The sequence below is a fragment of the Streptomyces sp. CB09001 genome (assembly GCF_003369795.1).
In the GTDB taxonomy this organism is placed as follows: Bacteria; Actinomycetota; Actinomycetes; order Streptomycetales; family Streptomycetaceae; genus Streptomyces.
The window spans coordinates 5,584,269-5,604,760 of sequence record NZ_CP026730.1 but is presented as its reverse complement, the minus strand read 5'-3'; the positions used below and the strand labels follow the sequence as shown (position 1 = coordinate 5,604,760).

At 71.4% G+C, this 20,492-nt stretch carries 17 protein-coding genes; 6 read left to right on the top strand and 11 right to left on the bottom strand.

Translation table 11 applies throughout. From position 1 onward, the window contains the following. The first annotated feature begins 4 nt into the window (after positions 1-4). Positions 5-241, top strand: a complete 237-nt coding sequence (locus tag C4J65_RS26110; protein WP_115744584.1) for a hypothetical protein — start codon at positions 5-7, stop codon at positions 239-241. Positions 242-385: 144 nt separating this feature from the next. Here C4J65_RS26110 and C4J65_RS26105 read toward each other — a convergent pair whose 3' ends face one another. Then, on the bottom strand, positions 386-1,558 hold the full coding sequence (locus C4J65_RS26105; protein ID WP_115744583.1) for a citrate synthase/methylcitrate synthase: 1,173 nt from the start codon (positions 1,556-1,558) through the stop codon (positions 386-388). A gap of 124 nt (positions 1,559-1,682) precedes the next feature. Here C4J65_RS26105 and C4J65_RS26100 point away from each other — a divergent pair, with 124 nt between their 5' ends. From C4J65_RS26100 to C4J65_RS26085, 4 genes are all read left to right on the top strand, one after another. After that, positions 1,683-2,948: a citrate synthase gene (locus tag C4J65_RS26100; protein WP_115744582.1), complete on the top strand. Its 1,266-nt coding sequence runs from the start codon at positions 1,683-1,685 to the stop codon at positions 2,946-2,948. A 54-nt stretch (positions 2,949-3,002) separates the two neighbouring features. Further along, positions 3,003-3,947, top strand: coding sequence for a sucrase ferredoxin (locus C4J65_RS26095; RefSeq protein WP_115744581.1), 945 nt, complete (start codon positions 3,003-3,005; stop codon positions 3,945-3,947). 85 nt (positions 3,948-4,032) lie between these two features. Then, positions 4,033-5,703 carry a sensor histidine kinase gene (locus C4J65_RS26090; protein ID WP_115746631.1) on the top strand — a complete coding sequence of 557 codons (1,671 nt, stop codon included), beginning with the start codon at positions 4,033-4,035 and terminating at the stop codon, positions 5,701-5,703. Then, a complete protein-coding gene (locus tag C4J65_RS26085) occupies positions 5,700-6,380 on the top strand; it encodes a response regulator (protein WP_115744580.1) in 681 nt (226 codons plus the stop codon). The genes C4J65_RS26090 and C4J65_RS26085 overlap by 4 nt, the downstream gene beginning before the upstream one ends. A 37-nt stretch (positions 6,381-6,417) precedes the next feature. On the opposite strand, the gene C4J65_RS26080 is transcribed toward C4J65_RS26085, so the two are convergent. The 6 genes from C4J65_RS26080 to C4J65_RS26055 all read right to left on the bottom strand — a co-directional run bounded on the left by C4J65_RS26080 (position 6,418) and on the right by C4J65_RS26055 (position 13,436). Next, on the bottom strand, positions 6,418-8,010 hold the full coding sequence (locus C4J65_RS26080) for a cation acetate symporter (protein WP_115744579.1): 1,593 nt from the start codon (positions 8,008-8,010) through the stop codon (positions 6,418-6,420). After that, complete coding sequence (locus tag C4J65_RS26075) at positions 8,007-8,585, bottom strand: DUF485 domain-containing protein (protein WP_115744578.1); 579 nt, start codon at positions 8,583-8,585, stop codon at positions 8,007-8,009. Before C4J65_RS26075 ends, C4J65_RS26080 begins: the two co-directional genes overlap by 4 nt. A gap of 69 nt (positions 8,586-8,654) precedes the next feature. After that, a complete protein-coding gene (locus C4J65_RS26070) occupies positions 8,655-9,368 on the bottom strand; it encodes a response regulator transcription factor (protein ID WP_115744577.1) in 714 nt (237 codons plus the stop codon). Beyond that, entirely contained in the window at positions 9,365-10,519 is a 1,155-nt protein-coding gene (locus C4J65_RS26065) for a histidine kinase (protein WP_115744576.1), read from the bottom strand. The genes C4J65_RS26070 and C4J65_RS26065 overlap by 4 nt, the downstream gene beginning before the upstream one ends. Next, complete coding sequence (locus C4J65_RS26060) at positions 10,516-11,040, bottom strand: DUF1453 family protein (RefSeq protein ID WP_115744575.1); 525 nt, start codon at positions 11,038-11,040, stop codon at positions 10,516-10,518. Before C4J65_RS26060 ends, C4J65_RS26065 begins: the two co-directional genes overlap by 4 nt. Before the next feature lie 272 nt (positions 11,041-11,312). Continuing rightward, positions 11,313-13,436, bottom strand: a complete 2,124-nt coding sequence (locus tag C4J65_RS26055; RefSeq protein ID WP_115744574.1) for a DNA topoisomerase IV subunit B — start codon at positions 13,434-13,436, stop codon at positions 11,313-11,315. A gap of 440 nt (positions 13,437-13,876) precedes the next feature. On the opposite strand from C4J65_RS26055, the gene C4J65_RS26050 reads away from it, so the two are divergent. Continuing rightward, complete coding sequence (locus C4J65_RS26050; RefSeq protein WP_115744573.1) at positions 13,877-14,107, top strand: hypothetical protein; 231 nt, start codon at positions 13,877-13,879, stop codon at positions 14,105-14,107. Positions 14,108-14,237: 130 nt separating this feature from the next. Here the strand turns inward: C4J65_RS26050 and C4J65_RS26045 are convergent, their stop codons facing one another. From C4J65_RS26045 to C4J65_RS26030, 4 genes are all read right to left on the bottom strand, one after another. Further along, a complete protein-coding gene (locus tag C4J65_RS26045) occupies positions 14,238-15,095 on the bottom strand; it encodes a serine protease (protein ID WP_115744572.1) in 858 nt (285 codons plus the stop codon). A 153-nt stretch (positions 15,096-15,248) separates the two neighbouring features. Continuing rightward, positions 15,249-16,781: an RNA polymerase sigma factor gene (locus tag C4J65_RS26040; RefSeq protein ID WP_115746630.1), complete on the bottom strand. Its 1,533-nt coding sequence runs from the start codon at positions 16,779-16,781 to the stop codon at positions 15,249-15,251. Between the two features lie 428 nt (positions 16,782-17,209). Next, a complete protein-coding gene (gene whiH / locus C4J65_RS26035) occupies positions 17,210-18,097 on the bottom strand; it encodes a sporulation transcriptional regulator WhiH (RefSeq protein ID WP_115744571.1) in 888 nt (295 codons plus the stop codon). Positions 18,098-18,260: 163 nt separating this feature from the next. Continuing rightward, a complete protein-coding gene (locus C4J65_RS26030) occupies positions 18,261-20,474 on the bottom strand; it encodes an ATP-binding cassette domain-containing protein (RefSeq protein WP_115744570.1) in 2,214 nt (737 codons plus the stop codon). Between the last annotated feature and the right edge of the window lie 18 nt (positions 20,475-20,492).

Here is a 20,492-nt window from a genome sequence, read left to right as displayed (position 1 = left end):
CCCCTTGAAAATCGTGCGCCGCATCGGTGTGCCTCCAAGCTCGCGCGGCAGTACCTCGGGAGCCAGCTGTCCGGACCTCTTCGAGCTGAGCGACGGCAACTTCGCCGTCATCGGCACCGAAGCGACCGAGACCCTGGAGGGGGAACTTCCCGCCGATGCCTCCCGTGCCGACTACGAACGGATCGTGGTCGTCAGCCGGGAGACCCTCATCCGGGCCAAGGCGGACATCCCCGACGCCTGACCCCGTCCCGTGTCTCCGGCCGTATCCGTACCCACCGACGACGGCGCACGGGCCCACCCCCGGCGAGCAACCCGGCACCCCGTCCTTGCTCGACACTCCCCGACCAGGCCTGGCGCCCGAACGGCACCAGGCCGCTCGTGTTTCTCAGGCCACCGCCGGGACCCCGACCGGTGCTCCCGGCCCCACATACCTCGCCGCCGGACGGATGATCTTGGAGTCGGACGCCTGCTCCAGAATGTTCGCGCTCCATCCCACCACCCGTGCCGCCGCGAACGTGGGAGTGAACATCTCCCGGGGCAGGCCGCACAGCTCCATGACCACGCCCGCGTAGAACTCGACGTTGGTGTGCAGTTCGCGTCCCGGCTTCAGCTCCGCGAGGATCGCCTCGACCTGCCGTTCCACCTCGACGGCGAACTCCACGCGCGGGCCGCCGAAGCTCTGCGCCACCTCACGCAGCATCCGTGAGCGCGGGTCCTCCGTGCGGTAGACCGCGTGGCCGAAGCCCATGATGCGGTCACCCGCGAGCACCCGCTCGCGGATCCACGCGTCGACGCGGTCGGGCGTGCCGATCTCGTCCAGGGTGTCCAGCGCCCTGCTGGGCGCGCCGCCGTGCAGCGGGCCGGACAACGCCGACACCGCGCCGGCCAGGCAGGCCGCGACATCCGCACCCGTCGACGCGATGACCCGCGCGGTGAAGGTCGACGCGTTGAAACCGTGATCGATGGTGGAGATCAGGTACTGCTCGATCGCCCGTGTGCGCGCCTCGTCCGGTTCCTGGCCGGTCAACATGTACAGGTAGTTCGCGGCGTACGAGAGGTCCTCGCGCGGCTCCACCGGCTCGAGTCCCCGTCCCAGCCGGTGCAGCGCGGTCAGCAGCGTCGGTACGGCCGCGGCGGCCACCAGGGTGTCCTGCCGGCGCTGGTCGACCGACAGGTCGTACACGGGTCGGAGGCCCAGGGCCGCGCCCAGCAGGGACAGGCCGGTGCGCATGCCGGCGAGCGGACCGGAGCCTCCACCGGCCTCGGCGATGGCCGGCAGGGCGGCGCGCACCGCGTCGGGCAGCCGCCGCAGCGCCGCGGTCTCGGCGGCGAAGGCGGCCCCGCTCCGCGCGTCGGGGAGCTTCCCGTGGACCAGGAGATGCCAGACGTCTTCGAAGCCGCGGCTCCGGGCGAGTTCGACGGCCGAGTACTGGCGGTAGTGGTAGAACCCCTCGAGTCCTCGCACGTCGCCGACCTCGGTGTCGGCCACGACGACACCGGCGAGCCCGCGCGGTACCTCGACGGGCGTTGCCGCGGCTGCGGTTCTGTTGACAGACATGATTACCTCCTTGAACTTGACTCAACTGTCCATACTTGACTACAACTCTGTCAATCTATTGATTGAATCAATGCATAGTGTTGGCGACTCAACCCAGACCGCCTTCGATCGATACGGTGACCTCATGCGCGATCACGAGCCCGACCACCCCGCAGCCGGCGAGCGGCGCCTGACCACCAGGGAGGCGGCCGAACTGCTCGGGGTGAAGCCCGAGACCGTGTATGCGTACGTCAGCCGCGGCCAGCTCGGCAGCCGACGCGCGCCCGGCTCCCGGGGCAGCACCTTCGACGCCGACGAGGTGCGGGCCCTCGCCCGGCGCAACCGGCGCGACGGCGGCACCAACCCGGCCTCGGCCGCCGGTCAGGAGCTGACCGTGCGCACCCGCCTCACACTCATCGAGAACGACCGGTTCTCCTACCGGGGCGTCGACGCGGTCGAACTCGCCGCGCGCCACACCTACGAGGAGGTGGCCGAGTGGCTCTGGACCGGGGAGCTGCGCCCCGACGCCGCTTTCTCGGCCCCCGAGTCCTCCGTGGCCGCCGCCCGCCGGGCCGTCGACGCCCTGCCCGAACACGCCGGGCCCGCGGACCGGCTCCGCGTCGCGGCGATCGCCGCGGCGGTCACGGACCCGCTCCGCTTCGACCTGTCCGAGGACGCGGTGCTGGGCACGGCGCGCATCCTCATCCCCACCCTCGTCGCCGCGCTTCCCCCCGTACTGCGCGACGGACACGACCAGGACCCGATCGCCCACCGACTGTGGACCCGGCTCAGCGGGCAGGAGCCCGACGAGCCGACACTGGAGGCGCTGGACACGGCGCTCGGCCTCCTCGTCGACCACGACCTGGCGGCCTCGACGCTCGCCGTGCGCGTCGCCGCGTCGGCGCGGGCGCACGCCTACGCCGCCGTGTCCGCCGGGCTCGGCGTGATCGAGGGTCCGCTGCACGGCGCCGCCGGAGGGCTGGCGCACCGGATGCTGCTGGAGGTTCTCGACCTGGGCAGCGCGGGGCCGGTGGTCGCGGAGGAGCTGCGGGCCGGCCGACGCATCCCGGGGCTCGGCCACCGGCTCTACCCCGGTGAGGACCCACGCGCGCGTGCCCTGTTCGCGCTCCTGGAGGAGGTCCCCCGGGCGGCGCCCGCGCTCGCGGCGGCCCGGGACGTCCAGGTCACCGCCGCCCGCCACACCCCGCTGCACGCCAATGTCGACCTGGCGCTCGCCGTGCTCACCGTGTCCTCCGGCATGGCCTCCACCGCGGCCGAGACGATCTTCGCCGTGGCCCGTACGGCGGGCTGGATCGCGCATGCCCTGGAGGAGTACGGGGAGCGCCCGCTGCGGATGCGGCCGAGTGGGCTGTACGCGGGTCCGAGGCCGCCGCGGCCACTGCCGGAGTAGTGCTCAGGCGCGGCTGGAAGTCACCGCGGGCCAAGTCAGGTTAGGCTCACCTCTGTGAGTACGTGCTCAACCGTCTCCCGGGACCTCGACGAGCCCGTTTCGGGCACCGCACCCGTCGCGAGGACCTGGCTGCTGCTCGAACAGCCCGGCCCGTGGGGCGCCAAGGCGCTCACCTCGAGCCACCTCGACCCGGCGCTGGGGCGCGCCCTCGAGGCGGCGGCCAAGGGGACGGGCGTACGCATCGCGCTCGTGCGGCGTCCCGGGCGCCACGCGGACCGGGGCACGGCCACCGCACGCAGGGTGTACGCGGCCCACACCGTGCCGGGAAACGTGTGGCTGCACGGCACCACGATCAAGGACCCCCGTCGGCTGCTCGGCCTCGATTTCGCGGCACTCGGCCGGGGCGACCACCGCGCCTTCGACTCGGTGCTGGACGGCCGCCCCCACGAGGGCGATCCGCTCGCCCTCGTCTGCACCAACGGCAGGCGCGACAGGTGCTGCGCTCTCCTCGGCAGGCCCTTGGCGGCCGAACTCGCCGCCTCCGGAGCCGACGGCGTCTGGGAGGTCACCCACCTGGGCGGGCACCGCTTCTCGCCGACCGTGCTCGTGCTGCCCCACGGATACGTCTACGGCCGGGTCCAGGCCCACACCGTCAAGGAGATCCTGCACGGCGCGCGGGAGGACCGGATCGTCATCGAGGGCTGCCGCGGGAACTCCGCGTGGGAGCGCCCCGGCCAGGCGGCCGAACTGGCCCTGCGGTCGGCCGTCGGCGAGGACACGGCCCAGGCCCTGACCGTCGTACGGACGGACGGCGCCGCACCGCGCTGGGAGGTGACCCTGGCCCACCGCGACGGCCGGCACTGGCGGGTCACCGTCGTACAAGGGGCGTCCGTGCCGCCGCGGCCGGAGAGCTGCGCGGCGTCGGTGCTGGGCTCACCGGCGCGGATGGAGGTCACGGCGGTGCGCGCACTGCCGGTGACGGCGGCACTGGCGAGCTGACCCCACGGGAGACGCACGCCCCTCACGGGAGATACGTGCCACACCCCGCTACGGCAGGCCACCACCCCCACGTACCGTCATGGCCATGAGCTCCACTCCCCCCGTACGCCGACTGCGCCTGGGCCTGCCGCGGCGGGTGTTCTCACAGGTGCTGCTGATGCAGCTGGCGATCGCCGCGGGCGTCGCGGTACTCGCGACCGGTCTGTTCCTGGCGCCGCTCGGCGACCAGCTGGACGACCAGGCGATGCGCCGGGCGCTGGCGATCGCGCAGACCACCGCGCAGCAGCCGCAGGTCGTGCGGGACCTGCGGACCACCCGGCCGACGGCGAACGGTCCGGTGCAGCGGGAGGCGGAGCGGGTCCGGGAGGCCACCAAGGCGGAGTACGTGGTCGTGATGGACCGGCAGGGCGTGCGCTGGTCGCACACGGACCCGGAGCGCATCGGCGAGGTCGTCTCGACGGACCCCGGGCAGGCCCTGGCCGGGCGCGAGGTGATGGAGATCGACGACGGCACCCTGGGCCGCTCCGCCCGCGGGAAGGTGCCTCTGCGCGACGGCGACGGCGAGATCGTCGGGGCGGTCTCGGTGGGTATCGCCTACGACAGCGTCCGGGCGCGGCTGATCCACGCCATTCCCGGCCTGTTCGCGTACGCCGGCGGCGCGCTGGCCGTCGGCGCCCTGGCCTCCTGGATCATCTCGCGCCGGGTGCAGCGGCAGACGCGGGACCTGGCCTTCTCGGACATCGCGGGGCTGCTGGCGGAACGGGAGGCCATGCTGCACGGCATCCGGGAGGGGGTCGTCGCCCTGGACCGCGGCGGCCGGGTGCGCCTGCTCAACGACGAGGCGCAGCGCCTGCTGGACATCGGTGGCGAGGCCGTCGGCCGCTCCCCCGACGAGGCGCTCGGTGCGGGACGCACGGCCGACGTGCTGGCCGGCCGGGTGACCGGCACCGACCTGCTGACCGTACGCGGCCAGCGGGTCCTGGTCGCCAACCGGATGCCCACCGACGACGGCGGCGCCGTCGCCACGCTGCGCGACCGCACCGAGCTGGAACAGCTCGGCCGGGAGCTGGACTCCACGCGCGGCCTCATCGACGCGCTGCGCGCGCAGGACCACGAGCACGCCAATCGCATGCACACCCTGCTGGGCCTGCTCGAACTGGAGATGTACGACGACGCCGTGGAGTTCGTCGGCGAGGTGGTCGGCGACCACCGGGTCACCGCGGAACAGATCACCGAGCGGATCCAGGACCCCCTGCTCGCAGCCCTGCTGGTCGGCAAGGCCACCGTCGCGGCCGAACGCGGAGTCGCCCTGGGGGTCTCGGACGGGACGCGGTTGCCCGACCGTCTGGTCGATCCCCGGGGGCTCGTCACGATCGTCGGCAACCTGGTCGACAACGCCCTCGACGCCGCCGCGGGGTCACCGCACGCGCGCGTGGAGGTCGAACTGCGCTCAGAGGGGCGCGCCGCCACGCTCACGGTGCGCGACACCGGGCCCGGGATCGCGGCGGACCACCGTGAGCTGGTGTTCACCGCGGGCTGGTCGACCAAGGAGCCGCCGGCCCACCGCGAGCGTGGCATCGGACTTCCGCTGGTGCGCCGCCTGGCCGAGCGGCAGGGCGGCAGCGCGACGGTCGGGGAGGCGTACGGCGGGGGCGCGGAGTTCGTCGTCGTCCTTCCGGAGGCGCTGACCGAGACGGCCCCGGAACCCGCCCTCACCGCCCCTGTGACCACCGCTGCCGAGGAGGAGTCCCGATGATCGAGGTTCTGGTCGTGGACGACGACACGCGGGTCGCGCGTGTCAACGCCGCGTACGTCGAGAAGGTGCCGGGCTTCCATGTCGCCGGTGAGGCGCACAGTGCGCTGGAGGCGCTGGGCGCGGTGGAGCGGCTGCCCCGCCTGGACCTGATCCTGCTGGACCACTACCTGCCCGACCGGACCGGTCTGGAGGTCGTCCAGGAGATGCGGCGACGGGGACGCCAGACCGACGTGATCATGGTGACGGCGGCCCGGGACGTGTCGACCGTGCAGGCGGCGATGCGTCAGGGGGCGCTCCAGTATCTGGTGAAACCGTTCGCCTTCGCCGGTCTGCGCGGCAAGCTGGAGGCGTACGCCGAACTGCGCCGCACCCTCGACGGTGGCGGCGAGGCGGAGCAGGCCGAGGTCGACCGGATCTTCGGCGCCCTTTCGGCTCCGTCCGAGCCGGGACTGCCCAAGGGCCACTCCCCCACTACCGTCGAGCTGGTACGCCAGTGCCTGCTGAAGGCCGAGGGGCCGCTCTCCGCCCAGGAGATCGCCGAACGGACCGGTGTGAGCCGCCAGACCGCGCAGCGCTATCTGAAGCTCCTGGAGCGCACCGGACGGGCCGTACTGACGCTCAAGTACGGCGAGGCGGGCCGCCCCGAGCACCGTTACGCGTGGGCGACCCGGGCCTGAGACGACCGCTGGACACCGGGAGCCGCCCGCGCCGTCCCTACACGGCCCCCGCCCCGGTCAGCGACCGCACCTCGGTCTCGGCGTGCCTGGCCTCGTCCGGGACCTCGGGGGAGGTGACCGTGCCCAGCCAGCCGGCGAGGAAGCCGAGCGGGATCGAGACGAGCCCCGGGTTCTGCAACGGGAAGTACTGGAAGTCGAGGTCGGGGAAGAGCGACTGCGGGCTGCCGGAGACCACCGGGGACAGCAGCACGAGCACGACGGAGGGCACCAGACCGCCGTAGACCGCCCAGACCGCGCCGCGCGTGGTGAAGCCGCGCCAGAACAGCGAGTAGAGCAGTACCGGCAGGTTGGCGGAGGCGGCCACGGCGAAGGCGAGGCCGACCAGGAACGCGACGTTGAGATCGCGGGCGAGCAGACCGAGCCCGATCGCGACGGCGCCGACGCCGACGGCGGCGACCCGCGCCACGGCGACCTCGCTGCGCGGCTTGGCGTGGCGACGCCGCAAGGACGCGTACAGGTCGTGGGCCACCGACGCCGAGGACGCCAGGGTGATGCCGGCGACCACCGCGAGGATGGTGGCGAAGGCGACGGCGGCGACGACGGCGAACAGGACCGTCCCGCCGGTGGACTGCGCGCCGCCTCCCAGGTCGAGGGCGAGCAGCGGCACCGCTGTGTTCCCGGCGGCGTTGGACGCGCGCACGGCGTCCGGCCCGACCAGGGCGGCGGCACCGAATCCCAGCACGATGGTCATCAGGTAGAAGCCGCCGATGAGACCGATCGACCAGACCACGGACCGTCTCGCCGCACGTGCGGTGGGCACGGTGTAGAAGCGGGACAGGATGTGCGGCAGCCCGGCCGTACCCAGGACCAGGGCGAGTCCCAGGCTGATGAAGTCGAAGCGGGAGACCCAGTCCCCGCCGTAGGCGAGGCCGGGCGCGAGGAACGCCTCACCGTGGCCACTGCGTTCGGCCGCCGTGCGCAGCAGCCGGTCCACGTCGCCGTGGAAGCGCACCAGGACGAGCGTGGTCAGCGCCACGGTGCCGCCGAGCAGCAGGACCGCCTTCACGATCTGGATCCAGGTGGTGGCGCGCATCCCGCCCAGCGACACGTAGATCACCATGAGGGCACCGACGCCGATGACGGTCCACGTCCGCGCCGCCTCGCTCGTCCCGCCCAGCAGCAGCGCGACCAGGCTGCCCGCGCCCACCATCTGTGCCACCAGGTACAGGACGGAGACGGTGACCGAGGAGGTCCCCGCCGCGATACGCACCGGCCGCTCCCTCATCCGGGCGGCCACGACGTCGGCGAGGGTGAACCGTCCGCAGTTGCGGACCAGTTCGGCGACGAGGAACAGGACCACGAGCCAGGCCACCAGGAACCCCACCGAGTAGAGCATGCCGTCGTAGCCGTAGAGCGCGATGAGCCCCGAGATGCCGAGGAAGGATGCGGCCGACATGTAGTCGCCGGAGATGGCAAAACCATTCTCCATCGGGGAGAAGAGGCGCCCGCCGGCGTAGAACTCCTCGGCGGATCCCTGCCGGTGGCGGCCCACCCACGTGGTGATCCCGAGCGTGACGGCGACGAACGTGCTGAACAGCAGCAGGGCCAGGGTCTGGTGATCGCCCGTCACGACGCTTCGCCTCGCACTCCGCGCGTCAGCTCCTGGGTGTCCCAGCGCAGTTCGAGCGCGGCCCGGTCCCTGCGCAGCCGGGCGTGGCGGGTGTAGGCCCAGGTGAGCAGGAACGTGGTGAGGAACTGCCCGAGTCCCGCGACCATCGCCACGTTCACCGCGCCGGCCACCGGCCGGGCCATCAGGGTGGGCGCCGACGTGGCGGCAACCACGTAGGCGACGTACCAGAGGAAGAAGCCGGCGACCGTCGGCACCACGAACCTCCGGTACCGGCTGCGGACCTCCTGGAAGGCCGCGCTGCGCTGGACCGCCAGGTACACGTCGCCCGCGGCCGGGGGCAGCTCGGCCGGAGCGTTCCGACGCATCGGTGGCACCGCCGGCTCGGCGGCTGCGGGACCGGCCGATTCGCCCCAACCGGAGGCGAGGGCGTCGTACCACGGGTCGTCGTACCGCGGGCCGTCGTACCGCGCCCCCTGGGCCGTCTCGACGTAGGCCCTGCCCGGCGCGGCGCGGTGGTCGGCCGCGCTTTCCGGACCGCCCCCGGGGCCGCGGGGCGGATCGTTGCTTGACTGCATGCCCAAGGATGGACAGAACGGGAAGATCCCTGACTCTTCTTCCCCACGTGCTTCACCCCATCAGGTGATTCATTCCCCTGGTGGCCGCACCAGCCCCTTCCCATAGGCGTAACGCACCGCCTGCGCACGGTCCTTGAGACCCGTCTTGGCGAACAGGTTGTTGATGTGGGTCTTCACCGTGGCCGTGGAGACCTGCAGTCTGTTCGCGATCTGGTGGTTGCTGAGTCCTTCGGCGATGAGAACCAGCACCTCGGTCTCCCGGGTGGTGAGCCCGTCCGGGGGCTCGGGCGGTCCGGTCGGCCGCGGCTCGGACTCGGACTCGGACCCGAACCCCGACCCTGACTGGGACAGGCGCTCCAGCAGCCGTCGTTGGATGCTCGGCGCCAGTCCCGCGTCTCCGGACAGGACGCTGTGCACCGCCCGGACGATCTCGTCCCCGCCCGCGTCCTTGGTGAGATATCCACGCGCCCCCGCGTGCAACGCCGGAAACAGTGACGCGTCGTCGGCGTAGGTCGTGAGCACGACGACCTGCGTCCCTGGGTGTCGGGAACGGATCCGGCGGGTAGCCTCCACCCCGTCGCATCTGGGCATGCGCAGATCCATGAGCACCACGTCCGGAGCGAGTTCGGCGACGAGCCGGACCGCCTCCTCGCCGTCCCCGGCGGCGCCCACCACATCGATCCCGGGCAGGAGTCCGAGCAGCATCACGATCCCCTCGCGCACCACGGTCTGGTCGTCCGCGACCACCACCCGCGCGGGCCTCTCCCCGGGCACCTCACTCATACGGGCACCTTCAACGTCACCACGAACCCCTCCTCGCCCGGCCCTGCCCGCAGCGAGCCGCCCAGCAGCTCGGCACGCTCCCGCATGCCCAGCAGACCGTACCCACCTCCGGTGCCGGTGTCTTCGCCGGGCGGACCTCCCGAATCCCGCACGTCCAGCACCACTTCGCGGGCGCTGTAGTCCAGCCGCACCCGCACGCCGGCGCCGGGGGCGTGCCTGCGGGCGTTCGTCAGTGCCTCCTGGGCCACCCGGCGCACGGCCTGTGACGCCTCGGCGGGCAGCGGTCTGCGTTCGCCCGTAATGGTGACCTCTGCCGTGCCCCCTGCCGTCTCGGCGAGCTGGGCCAGGAAGTCCTCCAACGGCGTCAGATCGCCGCGCAGCGCGGACAACGCCTGCCGGGTCTCGGCGAGTCCGTCGCGGGCCATTCCCCGCGCCGCCACCACCCGGTCCAGGATCTGCTGCCGGTCCGCGTCCCGCTCGATGAGCAATCGGGCCGCCTCCAGGTGCACCATCTGCGCCGAGAGGCTGTGCGCCAGCACGTCGTGGATCTCCCGGGCGATGCGGGCCCGCTCCGCGAGTGCCGCGGTCTCCGCCTCGGCCGCCCGGGCGGCCCGCTCCTGGGCCAGCAGCCGCTGCGCGCTCCCCCGTGCCTCGGCGTCGAGCCGCAGAACGTATCCGCCGAGCGCCAGTCCGCCCGCCGTCGCCACCGTGGTGAGCCATGGGTCGTCGCTGACCACGGCATAGGAGGTGAGCGCGCCCGAGGCCACGGGCAGCGCGGCGGCGATGGGCAACCGTTCCACCGCCACGACGGCGCAGCCGCACCAGATGACCAGTGCGGGGACACCGAAGCCGACGGACTGGGCGGCCGTCGCGATCGCGAGCAGGAGGACGACGAGTGTCAGGGACGGCCACAACTGGTGCGCGAGTGTGGTCCGGAAGAAGGCCCAGGCCACGCACACGGCGGCCACGAGGCCGACGGCCGCCGCGACCGATCCCCACCCGTGCAGACGGCTGCTGGTGAACGCACCCCACAACAGCATCCCGAACACCACCAGGCGCACCGCCCCGGTGAGCAGGCGGCGGGGCCGGGAGACGCTCTCGGGCAGGAGTGCCTCCCTGGAAGGCCACCTCGTCCAGATGTTCTCCATCACGCGGGCTCCTTCCAGGTGGGCCGGGGCACGGCGGCACGGTACGCGGGACCGGTGGCTCCGGCCGGGCCTGGGCCCTGAACGCGCCAGGCCAGGACTCCGGACCGGACCAGAAGGGTCACCGCCAGGGCCAGCAGGAGGGCGGAGCCGTCCTGCCGCACCCCCAGGACAGCACCGATCCCGTAGAGGCCGGCGCGGAGCGCGATTCCGACGGCCCACACGGCGACGCTCGCCCTGGTGCCCCTGCTCCACACTGCACCGTCGGCCTCAACCCATATGCGGGTGGTCCAGGCCCATCCGACCCCGGTGAGCAGGCCGACGAGCACCTCGGCGGCGAACAGCAGCACGGCCGCCGTCTGGTGGTGGGCGTCGATCAGGCCCGGTTCGCGCAGTGCGACGATGCCCAGCACGACGGGCAGCACCCACCAGCGTCGGCCGGTGTCGATCCGGCTTGCGCGGAACTGCCGGGCGATCACCAGGCCCGCCACCGCCGTGATGACCAACGCGTCGACGAGCCCGGACATCGTGCCTCCGTGAGCGGAAGAAGGGTGATGCCGGCGGCGGTCCCGCCGACGCCTTCGACGTTACGGAAACGGCGAGGTCACGGAATCGGAGTCCGGGTGGATCATGGGTGGAGTTCTGCCTGGCGCGGCACTCCACCCAGAGGTGGAGAGGGCGACGGCCCGGGACACGGCGGCGCGCCACTCGGGCCTTACGGCAGACCACTTACGACCCACCGCACACGTCGGACCGGGCCCGGTCTCGTTCCCGGGCCCGGTCCGACGGATGAGCTGCGTCACGCGTCGATGCGTGACCGGTCCAGCGTCGCCGCCGAGCTGGAGATGAACTCCTTGCGGGGTGCGACGTCGTTGCCCATCAGCAGGTCGAAAACCCCCTCGGCGGAGTCCAGGTCGGTCAGGTTGATCCGGCGCAGGGTCCGGTGGCGCGGATCCATGGTGGTCTCCGCCAGCTGGTCGGCGTCCATCTCGCCGAGGCCCTTGTAGCGCTGGATGGAGTCCTTGTACCGGATGTTCTTGCTCTGGAGCTCCATGAGCTTGTCGCGCAGCTCGCGGTCCGAGTACGTGTAGACGTACTTGTCCTGGCCCTTCTTCGGCTGGACCAGCTCGATGCGGTGCAGCGGCGGCACCGCGGCGAACACCCGGCCGGCCTCGACCATGGGCCGCATGTAGCGGTGGAAGAGGGTCAGCAGCAGGGTGCGGATGTGGGAGCCGTCCACATCGGCGTCGGTCATCATGATGATCTTGCCGTAGCGGGCCGCGTCGATGTCGAAGGTACGGCCCGACCCGGCTCCTATGACCTGGATGATCGCCCCGCACTCGGCGTTCTTCAGCATGTCCGTCACGGACGACTTCTGGACGTTGAGGATCTTGCCCCGGATCGGCAGCAGCGCCTGGAACTCGGAGTTCCGGGCCAGCTTGGCCGTGCCCAGCGCGGAGTCGCCCTCGACGATGAACAGCTCGCTGCGGTCGACGTCGTCGCTGCGGCAGTCGGCGAGCTTCGCGGGCAGCGACGACGACTCCAGGGCCGTCTTGCGACGCTGGGCGTCCTTGTGCTGGCGGGCCGCGATACGGGTGCGGGCCGCGGCGACGGCCTTCTCCATGACCACGCGGGCCTGCTGGGCCGCGTCCCGCTTGGTCGAGGTGAGGAACGCCTTCAGTTCCCTGCTGATCACGCTGTTCACGATCCGGCGGGCGGCCGAGGTGCCGAGGACCTCCTTGGTCTGGCCCTCGAACTGCGGCTCGGCGAGGCGGACGGTGACGACCGCCGTCAGCCCTTCCAGGGCGTCGTCCTTGACGATGTCGTCCTCGGCGACGCGCAGCATCTTCTTGGTGCGCAGCACCTCGTTCATCGTCTTGGCCACCGCCTGCTCGAAGCCGGCGACGTGGGTGCCGCCCTTGGGCGTGGCGATGATGTTGACGAACGACCTGACCGTGGTGTCGTAACCGGTGCCCCAGCGCAGCGCGACGTCGACGGCGAGGTCGCGGGTGACCTCGCTGGGCGTCATCTGGCCGTCCTCGTCCAGGACCGGGACCGTCTCCTTGAAGCTGCCCTGCCCGCTGAAGCGGAGGACGTCGCAGACAGGCCGGTCGGCGGCCAGGAACTCGCAGAACTCGCTGATGCCCCCGTCGAAGCGGAACGACTCCTCGCCCTTGCTGCCGCCGTCACCGAGACCGAACTCGTCGCGGACGACGATGGTGAGTCCGGGCACGAGGAACGCGGTCTGGCGGGCCCGCTGGTGCAGGGTGTCCAGGGAGAGCTTCGCGTCCTTGAGGAAGATCTGGCGGTCCGCCCAGTACCGCACGCGCGTGCCCCTGCGGCTCTTGGGGACCTTCTTGACCTTGCGCAGCCCGCTGCCGGCCTCGAAGTTCGCGTCCGGTCCGCTCTTCGCGAACGTGCCGGGCACCCCGCGCCGGAAACTGATGGCGTGGGTGTGCCCGCCGAGGTCGACCTCGATGTCCAGACGGGCGGACAGGGCGTTCACCACGGAGGCGCCGACACCGTGCAGACCGCCCGAGGCGGCGTAGGCGCCGCCGCCGAACTTGCCGCCGGCGTGCAGCTTGGTCATGACGACCTCGACGCCGGACAGGCCGGTCTTGGGCTCGACGTCGACCGGGATGCCCCGGCCGTTGTCCCGGACCTCCACCGAGGCGTCGTCGTGGAGGATCACTTCGATGTGGTCGCAGTAACCACCCAGGGCCTCGTCGACGGAGTTGTCGATGATCTCCCACAGGCAGTGCATCAGGCCACGGCTGTCGGTCGATCCGATGTACATGCCCGGACGCTTGCGTACGGCCTCGAGCCCCTCGAGGACGAGCAGGTGCCGCGCGGTGTAGTTGGATCCGTCCCGGTCTGCTCCTGCCAGCAGCGCAGTGGACGGCACGGATGTCTCGGCGGTCACGCGGTTCGCTCCTCGCTGAATTTCAGATGGGGCCCCGCTGGGTAAGGGCGCGGCTCGGTTCACCGGTCAGAGGGTACCGAGGCCTGGTAGAGCCGTTGTAACGCCACCCTCGTCACGCACTCACCCTAGTCCAGGGTCGCATGCCTGTTCGATCCCTCGATGGGGTGAAGTACACATCACGTTCCCTTCGACGCATGAACCATTTAGGCTCCGGGCACGTCCTCATGAACAAACCGGCAACCCAGCCGGCGGGACCGACACTGACCGACTGCGCGAACCCGTACGACACAAAGACACGCAATACGGCACATTCGCCGCCAATCGGCAACAGCCGGCCCCTCGGAAAGTTTTTTCGAGGAAAAGCCACGAGCGGGAACGTTTTGGGGCTGGTTGGATGTTGACCCTGGTACGACAGCTCGTCGAGCTAGAGAAGAGGCGACGTGACTACTGTTCTGACTTCCGCAAGCCCGCTGACGGCCGCCGATCGCTGCGACCGCTGCGGCGCCCAGGCATACCTGCGCGTCGTCCTGCTGAGCGGCGGAGAACTGCTCTTCTGCGCCCACCACGGTCGCAAGTTCGAGCCGGAACTCAAGAAGATCGCCGCTGAGATACAGGACGAGACGGAGCGGCTGACGACCGTTCCGGCATCTTCCACCGAGGAAGAGCGCTGACTCAACGCGCCCGACGACGAGCCGAATCGGCACAGGCCGATGAAGGGGCGGCCGCCTCCGGAACCCGGAGGCGGCCGCCCGTGCTCGTACTCGAAAGGCTCTCAGCGGCCCTCAGGCCTCTCAGCGGCCCTCAGACGCCATCGCGCTGCCGCGCGGCCGTACCGTCCCAGCCCAGCGTCCGCAGTACCGAGGAGACACGCGTGTACACCCCGGGACTGCCCGGGCGCCCGCAGCCACTCCCCCAGGACACGAGACCGATGAGCCTGCCCCGACCGACCAGCGGTCCTCCGCTGTCCCCCTGACAGGCGTCCCGGCCACCGACCTCCTCCCCGGCACAGAGCATGGTGCCCGGGAGATAGTGCCCGTCGTCGTTCCCCGGATACGCCCGCTCGCAGGACGCGTCCGGCAGCACGCGCACACGGGCCGCGTGAAGGCCGTTCGCGTAGTCTCCGGCGCCCGAGGTGTCCCCCCAGCCGTAGACGAGGGCCCCCGTGTCCGGTGTGTACGCGGGGTCGCCTTCCGCCGCCATCCCTATGACCGAGCCGGCGGGAAGGGCTTCGGAGAGCGTGAGCACCGCGAAGTCGCCGGCGTTGCTGCCGTCGTCGTGCTCCGGATTCACCCACACGGAGCGGACGGAGATCTCCTGCCCCTGGTCCGACAGCAGGTCGGTCCGGCCCGCGATGACCCTCAGGTCGTCCACCTGTTCCGGCGGCGACCCGAGAACCTCCTCCCCCAGACAGTGAGCCGCCGTGAGCACGGTGGTCCGGCCGACGGCCACTCCCCCGCAGAACTGTCCCGCCCGCGTACCCCCGAACCGGTCACGACTGGACAGGGCGACGGTCCACGGACTGTCGGACACCTCGACCGGAAAGCCTCCGACGACGATGCTGTCGGCGGCCGCGGGGACGGCGGACCCCAGCGGTATCGCGGTCGCCGCGGCCGCCAGCACCAGCGGCCGGGCCAGTGTCCGGGCAAAGAGACGACGCATGCGGGCTCCTCACTCCTAGGTGGTCATGAGACACCCAGAGTGATCCAGCGCGTCGTGTCGCGCACCCGCTGCCCTGCACGAAGGCCCGGTTCCGCACCTGGCGGGACCGGGCCTCCGTCGCTCGTACTGCGCGCTCGTACGGCCTGCTACGACCTAGTCGAGATAGTCGCGGAGCACCTGCGAGCGCGAGGGGTGACGAAGCTTCGACATGGTCTTGGACTCGATCTGGCGGATGCGCTCACGCGTGACGCCGTACACCTTGCCGATCTCGTCGAGGGTCTTCGGCTGACCGTCGGTGAGTCCGAAGCGCATGGAGACGACGCCCGCCTCGCGCTCGGACAGGGTGTCGAGAACGGAGTGCAGCTGCTCCTGCAGGAGCGTGAAGCTGACCGCGTCGGCCGGGACGACCGCCTCCGAGTCCTCGATGAGGTCACCGAACTCGCTGTCGCCGTCCTCGCCCAGCGGCGTGTGCAGCGAGATGGGCTCGCGACCGTACTTCTGGACCTCGATGACCTTCTCCGGGGTCATGTCGAGCTCCTTGGCCAGCTCCTCCGGGGTGGGCTCGCGGCCCAGGTCCTGGAGCATCTGGCGCTGCACGCGCGCGAGCTTGTTGATGACCTCGACCATGTGCACCGGGATGCGGATGGTGCGGGCCTGGTCGGCCATCGCGCGAGTGATCGCCTGGCGGATCCACCAGGTGGCGTACGTGGAGAACTTGTAGCCCTTGGTGTAGTCGAACTTCTCCACGGCGCGGATCAGACCGAGGTTGCCCTCCTGGATCAGGTCCAGGAAGAGCATGCCGCGGCCGGTGTAGCGCTTGGCCAGTGACACCACCAGGCGGAGGTTGGCCTCCAGCAGGTGGTTCTTGGCGCGGCGGCCGTCCTCGGCGATGATCTCCAGCTCGCGCTTGAGCTTGGGCGCCAGCTTGTCGGAGTTCGCCAGCTTGTCCTCGGCGAACAGACCGGCCTCGATGCGCTTGGCGAGCTCGACCTCCTGCTCGGCGTTGAGCAGCGGGACCTTGCCGATCTGCTTGAGGTAGTCCTTGACCGGGTCGGCGGTGGCACCGGCCGCGGCGACCTGCTGGGCCGGAGCGTCGTCCTCGTCCTCGTCGGACAGCACGAAGCCCGCGTTCTCGGTGCCCTCGGGCTCCTCCGTCGCGGCCTTCGGCTCCTCGGTCGCCTCGTCCTCGGGAAGCTCGCCGTCTTCCTTCTTGGCGGTGGTCTTCTTGGCCGCCGTCTTCTTGGCGGTGGTCTTCTTCGCCGTCGCCTTCTTGGCGGTGGTCTTCTTGGCCGCCGTCTTCTTGACGGGCGCCTCTTCCTCGACGGCGGGCTCGGTGGCGGGCGCCGTCGGGGCGGCGGGAGCGGTCGCCTTCCTGCTGGTCACCGGCTTCGCCGCGACCGCCTTCGTGGCGGTGCGCTTGGCGGGACTCTTCGCTGCGACGCTCTTTCGGGTGCGCTTGGGCTCTGCGGCACTGACCATCAGCGTCACACCCTCTTCCTCGAGGATCTGGTTGAGGCTGCGCAGTACGTTCTTCCACTGAGTGGCCGGAATCTGGTCAGCTTCGAAGGCCCGACGCACGTCATCGCCGGCGATCTGCCCCTCAGCCTTTCCCCGCTCAATGAGCGCCATGACAGAGACGGACTCGGCGATCTCCGGCGGGAGCGTACGGGATGTGCTGGCCGACACGAACAACCTCTCGGAACGTTGAAAAACGGCTTCCGGCCCCGTCCACGGCGGACAGGGGCCGACCACCGGCTTGGGAATGGGCCGACGGTGCGGGCGGGCCGAGGAGATACACAGCGCCGTGAACGGCGTCCGTATTCCCTCCGCGGCTGTCACCTCTTAGGTCATCGTGTTGTTCCCAAGAGCGTTACGCCCAATCCGCGTGGCCCGAGTCACACCCCGTAAGCGATCAAAACCGGTCGGAAGCGGATAAACCAGGTCATTGACGCGTACCTTCCGACCGCACCAGGAAGGCTCAGCCTCTCATCACACCTTCGGACCCCGTGGAACCACGAGCGGCTCCGCGGGGTCCGAAAGGTGACGGCGATGGCCGGCCACGGCCACAGGAGGGGTTTGGCGTGCCCGGACCGCGCCGTTCCGGCGGAAGGCGGTCAGTGCTCGCGAGGGGCGGGCACCACGCGTTCCACCTCGGGGTGGACGGTCAGAAGTTGGCGCATGGCCGCCTCGGCCGCCGCGCCGTCTCCGGTGGCGAGGGCGTCGACGATCCTGCCGTGCTGCGCGAGCGACACGTCGTTCGGCCGGTCACAGCCCGTGACCGGACCGCCGGAGACATGAAGGGCGGCGGAGACGATCCCGGAGAGGTGGTCCAGCATCCGGTTGCCCGCGATCTGGATGAGCAGGGTGTGGAACTCGGCATCGGCGCGCGAGAAGGTGAGCGCGTCGCCCTGCCCCATGGCGTGACCCATGATCCCGACCATGTCGGACAGCCGCTGCTGGACGTCCTCGCGCCCGTGCCCGGCGGCCAGGCGCGCGGCGAGCGGCTCGATCGTCCAGCGCAGCTCGCTCAGCTCGCGGCGCTGGTCGTCGCGCTGCGGGCCGAAGGCGCGCCATTCGATGATGTCCGGATCCAGGAGGTTCCAGTCGCTGACGGGGCGCACGCGGGTGCCGACATTGGGGCGGGCGCTGACCAGCCCCTTGGCCTCCAGCACGCGAAGGGACTCGCGCACCACGGTGCGGGATACCTCGAAACGCTGCCCGATCTCCTCGGGCACTAGCGGGCGGTCGGCACCCAGGTCGCCGGAAACGATCATCTGGCCCAGTTGCTGGACGAGTTGCCCGTGCAGTCCGCGGCCACGGTTGCCCGTGGTGCGCCGGCCCACGCGGCCCAGCTCGGGCTCCACTCCTTCCCAGGAGGGCGCCCCGACGCGGTCGACGGCGGGCGTCTCGGCGTACGGGTAGCGGTCGAGTTCGCCCGGGTTCGCGAGGCCGGAGTCGGCGGAACGGGCGGCGGTCATCATGGTGTGCGCAAGGGTACTCACGCATCCTTTGTCGGCGCTGACCTCAACTCCCTTGAGGTCTTTGGTGAAAAGCACACGAAAGGGTGATCGCTCACCCCGTCGCAATTGACGCCTTATCGGAAAGAAATGGGCTTTCCCCGGGGAGTTGCGCACACGGTCGGAACGGAAGGTGGGACAGGGGCCGTCAAACCCTGCTGCGCAGCGTCGTGAGCAGATAGGCGCAGAGCAGAGCGGTCAGCGACAACGTCATTGCACCGCCCACCGGTTGGGCGATCAGGCGGAGCACCTCCGCCACGTACCGCTCGCCTCCGAACGGCCACTGGGTCAGAAGGACCTCACGCACCCGCATCGGGAATCCGGCGGCCGTCCGCACGGACGGACCCTCCCAGGCCTTCTGTACGAGCGGTACGACGACGACCGGGACGGCGACCACGGCCGCCAGCCCGGCGGTGGTGGACCGGAAGACGCCCGCGGCGAGCACTCCGGACCAGGCGCACCCGACGACGAGTCCGAGCCAACCCGCGCTCAGCGCGGGCCAGTCGGCGGGGACCTCCGCGAGCTCCGGCCCGTAGAAGAGGCGGAGCACTTCGGCGTCGCAGCCCACCGTCAGGGCGGCCAGCAGCAGTGCGGTGGCCGCGGAGACGAGAAGTTTGGCGGTCAGCAGCCCCATGCGGCGGGGCACGGTGCCGCGGTCCGCCGCCAGGGCGGGGTGGCGGAACTCGTCGCCGAAGGCGAGGGCGCCGAGCAGCCCGGCACCGAGCGCGGTGGGCGGCAGCGGGAGCTCCCGCGGCCAGGCGGCCAGGAGTCGCGGCTGCGGGGTGTGTCCCACTCGGGCCAGGATCACGGCGGTGACGGCCGACACGAGGAGCACGACCGCACCGGTGACGAACCCGGTACGGACCCCCATCGCGCGACGGAGTTCGTAGCGCAGCGGACGGAGAGGGCTGGGAGCGGAGCGGACGGAGACCGGCGGCGGAAGCGCGGCGGCCGCTTCCCGGGTCCGCGCGCTGCCCGGGGTGAGAGTGCTGAACTGGCGCGAGGTGCGAATCGGAGCGGCGTCGAGCCCGGGGGAACCGGGTGTGGGTTCGGAGGGACCGGGAGCGGGCTCGGAGGGACGGGGAGCGGGCTCGGAGGGACGGGGAGCGGGCTCGGAGGGACCGGGAGCGGGCTCGGAGTGGCTGGGAGCGGGCTCGGAGGGACCGGGAGCGGGCTCGGAGTGGCTGGGTGCTGGTTCGGTGCGGTGGCCGGGGACGGGGGCCTGGCGGGGGCCAGGGGTTCTGTGCGGGACGGTCCCGGGTACGGGGCCGTCTGCGCCTCCGTGCCCGTCCCCGCCTCCGCCTCCGTGCCCGTCTCCGCCTCCGTGTCCGCGTCCGTCCGCGTCTCCGCGAGTGCCGCCGTCCGTGGCGGACGACGGAAGGAGCACACTCGGCGTCTCGGCGCCCGGCATCCCTGCGCCCGGCGCTCGATCGCCGTCCGTCTTCCGTTGCTCCTGCTGCCGGGCTGCGGGGATCTCACCGGCCCCGGGGCCCATGTCACCGACCTCGTCGGCCAGTTGGTGCACGAGGATGCCGTGCCGGAAGGCTGCCTCGCCGATGTCGGCGCACGTACTGCCGTACACCGCCAACCGGTTGCCACCCTCTCGAACCACCTCGACGGAACGGCGTGCCGCGCGTGCCTCCTTGGTCACCAGGGAAGCGAGGCGGGCGGCGTGCGGGCTGCGTACGGCGACGCGGGGGCGCAGCCGGGTCCTGGAGAACTCCGCCGCCTCCTGGTCGGCGACGACTCTGCCCCGCTCGAGCGTGACGACGTGGTCGGCGCTGCGCGCGGCCTCCTTGGGATCCGCCGTACTGAACAGGACCGTACCGCCCTGGGCGGCATGGGCGCGCAGTGCGCCGTGCAGTCGTCGGGCGTCGTGGGGGGAGAGTGCACCGGCGGGGTCGTCGAAGACCAGGGCGTGCGGGTCGGGGACCAGTGCGCAGGCCAGTCCGAGGCGCCGGTCCATGCCCCGGGAGAGGGTGCCGAGGCGTTCGTCGCGCAGGCCCAGGAGACCGACCGACTCCAGGACCTCGTCGGCCCTGCGGACGGGAACGCCGGCGGCAGCGCACAGCATGCGGAGATGGCCGCGCACCGTACGGCCGGGGTGTCCCGGAACGTCCCCCAGCAGCACGCCGACCTCGCGTGAGGGGTGGGCGATGCGGCGCAGGGGGCGGCCTCTGAAGTAGGTGAGACCACGGCCCTGCTGAAGGTCGAGCATGAGTCTGAGTGCCGTCGTCTTGCCCGCGCCCGATGCTCCGAGCAGCGCGGTGACGCGGCCCGCGCGCGCCTCGAACGAGACGTCGTCGACGGCGGGCGGAAGCTCCTTGCGGGGGTTGCTGGTCAGTCCGAAGGCCTGGATCACCCGTAGCAAGATAGCGTG